This window comes from Halorubrum sp. SS7 (assembly GCF_005435055.1).
Lineage (GTDB): Archaea > Halobacteriota > Halobacteria > Halobacteriales > Haloferacaceae > Halorubrum > Halorubrum salinarum.
In genome coordinates, this window is sequence record NZ_SGXV01000059.1 from 615 (window position 1) to 1,187 (window position 573).

The window sequence follows — 573 nt, forward strand, 5'->3', positions numbered from 1 at the left end:
AGTTAGCGAAGGCGTCGGACGGCCGATCGGAGCGAGACGTAGCGAGTTCCTGGGCGAGAACACGCGCGTCTTGGAGTGCGAGCGACGCACCCATCCCCGAAATCGGATGGACTGCGTGCGCGGCGTCACCGATCAAGGCAATGCGGTCGGTGTGCCAGTGCTCACACGTCACGTCGCGGATGCGGTCGAAAAACGGCTCGTCGTCCGTCGAGAAGCGCTGGCAACTGCCAGCCGATGGCCTCGGCCTGTCTCCGTAGCGCCGCACGGCCGGGGGGCTCTGGTGGACTGTCGAGGCGGGCGGCGAGGTTGAACCCGACGCGGTCGCCGACCCGAGCGACAAACCCCTCACTCCCCGGCCCCCAGACACTGACCATATCCTGCCCCACGTCCGCGTCCTGTTCGGCCCACAGCGACCACACGTACGTATCGGACTCGCGTTTCCTCCAGTCGTCAAAGCACTGACTGCGCACAGCCGAATGAACCCCATCAGCACCGATGATGAAGTCGAATTCGTCAGTCGTCCCGTCGTCGAAGGTGACGGTCACACCGTCGGCGTGCTCGGTGATATCCTCG

The 573-nt window shown here is 65.1% G+C and carries 1 protein-coding gene and 1 pseudogene; both read right to left on the bottom strand.

What is annotated here, in order from left to right:
• Window positions 1–265 (bottom strand): NAD(P)/FAD-dependent oxidoreductase (locus tag EXE44_RS21525; RefSeq protein WP_241991853.1); only part of this gene is annotated, 265 nt, incomplete at its 3' end.
• A pseudogene (locus EXE44_RS21530) lies at window positions 162–573 on the bottom strand (hypothetical protein); the annotation flags it as partial. The pseudogene EXE44_RS21530 and the gene EXE44_RS21525, both read right to left, overlap by 104 nt.